At 35.0% G+C, this 3,833-nt stretch carries 4 protein-coding genes; 1 reads left to right on the forward strand and 3 read right to left on the reverse strand.

Annotated elements, in window-relative coordinates:
• The 3 genes from ABXH34_RS18165 to ABXH34_RS18175 all read right to left on the reverse strand — a co-directional run.
• On the reverse strand, positions 1-247 hold a 247-nt coding region (locus ABXH34_RS18165), incomplete at its 3' end, for a prepilin-type N-terminal cleavage/methylation domain-containing protein (RefSeq protein ID WP_353573301.1).
• Between the two features lie 115 nt (positions 248-362).
• Positions 363-1,079, reverse strand: coding sequence for a hypothetical protein (locus ABXH34_RS18170; protein WP_353573302.1), 717 nt, complete (start codon positions 1,077-1,079; stop codon positions 363-365).
• Positions 1,076-1,861, reverse strand: a complete 786-nt coding sequence (locus ABXH34_RS18175) for an ABC transporter permease (RefSeq protein ID WP_353573303.1) — start codon at positions 1,859-1,861, stop codon at positions 1,076-1,078. The genes ABXH34_RS18170 and ABXH34_RS18175 overlap by 4 nt, the downstream gene beginning before the upstream one ends.
• Positions 1,862-2,210: 349 nt before the next feature.
• Between ABXH34_RS18175 and ABXH34_RS18180 the strand changes: the two genes are divergently transcribed.
• Positions 2,211-3,833, forward strand: a complete 1,623-nt coding sequence (locus ABXH34_RS18180; RefSeq protein ID WP_353573304.1) for an ABC transporter ATP-binding protein — start codon at positions 2,211-2,213, stop codon at positions 3,831-3,833.

The raw sequence follows: 3,833 nt of genomic DNA on the forward strand, positions 1-3,833 counted from the left end.
CAGTATTTGAACTGGTTAAGTCAGACCATCTGTCAGATGCGGCAGAATCATCTCCCGGTAAAGAACGATAACGATCTTGGTAACTATAAATAGCCGAAGAAATACCCGTAAATGAATTCTCAATATTGATTACTTTGGCATTGTTAATAATTTCTCTACCTTTGAGAACGCCGCCAAGCAATAAACCAATAATGACCAGTACAATAGCGATTTCAACCAGCGTAAAACCCGCTTGCTTTTTCATCATACTGGCCCCCTTTGGATAAGACGATGTACAATATTTAAATGGTGTCATATTTTTTTTCATAATATTCTATAAGTGATTGTATTTTAATATAAATTATATAAAGCAAGTTCTATTTTTATAGGCCAAATTGCGCCTGTTCCAATGCTTGTAATTTTTCATTTAAAAAGACGATTTCATCAGGGTCAGTGATAAGTCCGTTGGTCAATAGCCCACCAATCAATAAACGTGCTTGAGCTAACTCTCCCATATCCTCTAAGATTAAAACCTGCATCTCTTTAGCCCAGTCTGGCATATTAGGAATAATTAGCGCATAAGCAGTTAAAATTTCGGCATATTTTAGAGCCAAAGGTAAATCTTGTAAACGATATTTTGCAGTAACTGCAGCTTGAGCTAACCATCGCCAACGCCGTTTAGGGTCTACATAAAACTGTCGATGTATAAATTCTAGCACTTGTCTTTGCTTTTGGGGCTGTTTTACTAAAACGTATTGATAACTGGCCAAAAAAAGGGGATATTGGGTGTTGGAATCTTGTACTAAAATAGCTTTTAACCAACCTATTAAGTATTTATAATTAATATTGTTATTGCTTATATATTGCCCATTCTGAGAACTATAGGATTGTAGCCAAAGTGTCCATAAATGTGCTGTTGCAACATTATCACCAAAACTGTATAAATTTAAGAAATTTTGTGACGGTATTTCAGGTAAAGGTTCTTGCTTAAAATCTCTATTGAAATGATTGGCTTGCCACATAATTTGCAATACCAAAGCACATAAAAATAACAAAATAATTAATATGGGGACATTTTTTAAATGGCGTTGTTTTTTCATAAGTTTTTTCGATAAAAATCAAATAAGCTTGCAGATATTATCAATAATAGATAAATAAGCGTTTGCAATACCAACTCTAATAATATTTCCCAATGCCCTGTTTGATAAATAAGCCACTCGGTACGTGTGAAACGACTCAAATCTGGTAGCAATAATACAACAAATTGGCTTATATAATACAATGCTAACTCTAACCATTGGTAGCTATTTTGAAAACTATCAGACATTAAGTCCACTGAATGAATACTACGGGCTAATAAATAAAAGCCAATCAAACTGCTCAATGCAGGCAAAGTGTGATGAAAACTAAGACTAAAAAATATTGCTAAACTAATAATAAGTAATAATTCACAGTACAAAGAAATCAACCACAATACTAACTGGGCATTATCAATATAAGATAAAAGCAAAAAACCAAATAAACCACAAATACCCAAAGCCAATACAGAAAATCCTAAAAATTTACCTAAAATATAAGTTGAGCGTGCTAATGGCAGGGCTATCAGTAGATAAATAGTCTGTTGATTAAATTCCTGTGTCATACTGCTAATGACGAATAAGCCCATCAAATATATAGCACTTAAGCGCAAAAAAGCAGAGATTAAAGCAAGTTGAGTTTCATTTTTCTCAAATAATGCAACGTGCTCTAAAAAAAAATCGAGGCCTAAACAAAACCCAATAAAACCGAATAAAGTAATAAAAAAGCGGCTATGGATTGCTTCAATAAGCGTATATTGAGCAAGTACATGGATTTGTTGCAGATTTACTAATATAGTATTCATTATCAGTCATCAATTTATAAATTAAATAGCGCGTGGTATGAAACGCTAAAAATAGCCCGTCATTATGAATTAGATAGATTTAATTAGCTTAATTCATAATATTTGCTTAAAAAATTGTAATTCATCAAATCAGAATTGAATAGGTTTGATAAATTTGAACTGTAATTTAATTTCAAACCTAAAACAATTCAATATTTTGGTTTAAATCAAAAATAAATACACTATATTGGCGATAGAACAGCCTTTTACCAGCAATGACTTTCCGCTATTTAGTTTTTAGCTTACAATGAGTTCAACTTTCTATCCTAAAACGATTTTATGAATAATCAAAGATTGGATTGATGCTTAAATGATAAAAACATCCAACACCGAACAAGCTTTATTGCGTGTCAAAAATTTATCTGTTGCATTTGGGCGTGATGCGAAACAAGCAAGCCAAGTGGTCAATAATATTAATTTTGATATCCAGCAGGGCGAAAAACTTGCACTTGTTGGCGAATCTGGTTCTGGTAAATCAGTGACTGCCTTATCTATTTTGCGTTTGCATGATATGCAGCAAGTTCATTTTCCTAGTGGTCAAATTGAGTTTGAAGACCAAGATTTATTGCACTGGAACGAAGCACGGTTGCGCCGAATTCGTGGTAAAGATATTGCGATGATCTTTCAAGAACCAATGACCTCATTAAATCCTGTGTATCCGATTGGCTCGCAACTGACAGAACCATTGATGTTACATGAAAAAATTAGTAAGAAAGTAGCCAAACAGCGCATGATTGAGCTATTGGATTTAACAGGTATTCCCGAACCACAAAAACGCTTTAATGCCTATCCGCACACCCTATCTGGTGGCCAACGTCAGCGGGTTATGATTGCGATGGCCTTAGCCTGCCACCCTAAATTACTGATTGCCGATGAACCCACAACGGCTTTAGACGTGACGATCCAATTGCAAATTCTTGAATTATTAGACAATATGCAACAAGAATTTGGTATGGCAGTGCTGTTAATTACTCATGATTTAAATCTAGTCAGACACTTTGCGCAACGAATTTGTGTGATGAAAAAAGGCGACTTGGTTGAAACCGCCTCCGTTGGTGAATTGTTTGCTTTTCCAAAACATAATTACACGCAACACCTGTTAAATAGTCAGCCAACAACATTACAAAAAGCTTTTGATTATAAAAATGCACAAATCTTGCTTAAAGGTGAAGAAATTAAATGTCATTTCAGCATCAAGAGCAGTGGCTTATTCAAGAAACAAATAGGTGAAGTCAAAGCGGTAGACGATGTTTGTGTTAATGTGTATCAAGGTGAAACCTTAGGCGTTGTAGGGGAATCTGGCTCTGGAAAAACTACTTTAGGTTTATGTTTATTGCGCTTGCAACAGTGTGAAGGGTTAATTGAATTTAATCGGCAACGATTGGATACTTTAAAAGCAAACCAAATTCGCCCATTGCGCAAAGAATTTCAAGTTGTGTTTCAAGACCCTTATTCATCACTTTCACCTCGAATGACAGTTGAAGACATCGTCGGCGAAGGCTTAAAAATCCATTTCCCGCAGCTCAATAAAAAACAGCGACGTGAACAGATTATTAATATTTTGCAAGAAGTGGGTTTAGAAGAGAATATGCTGTGGCGATATCCACATGAATTTTCTGGTGGACAAAGACAACGAATTGCGATTGCACGCGCGGTCATTTTAGAACCCAAACTCATCTTACTCGACGAGCCAACCAGTGCGCTAGATGTTTCAGTGCAAAAACAAGTGTTGGAATTGCTTGCACATTTACAAACAAAACGCCGTATGAGTTATTTATTTATTAGCCATGATTTAAAAGTGATTCGAGCTGTATCGCATCGAATTATTGTTATGCAACAAGGTCAATTTATTGAGTATGGAGAAACTGAACAACTCTTTACTTATCCAAAACATCCTTATACTAAAACATTACTTCATGCGTCTTTTCAATAG

Source organism: Candidatus Albibeggiatoa sp. nov. BB20, from assembly GCA_016744725.1.
Classification (GTDB): Bacteria; Pseudomonadota; Gammaproteobacteria; order Beggiatoales; family Beggiatoaceae; genus Albibeggiatoa.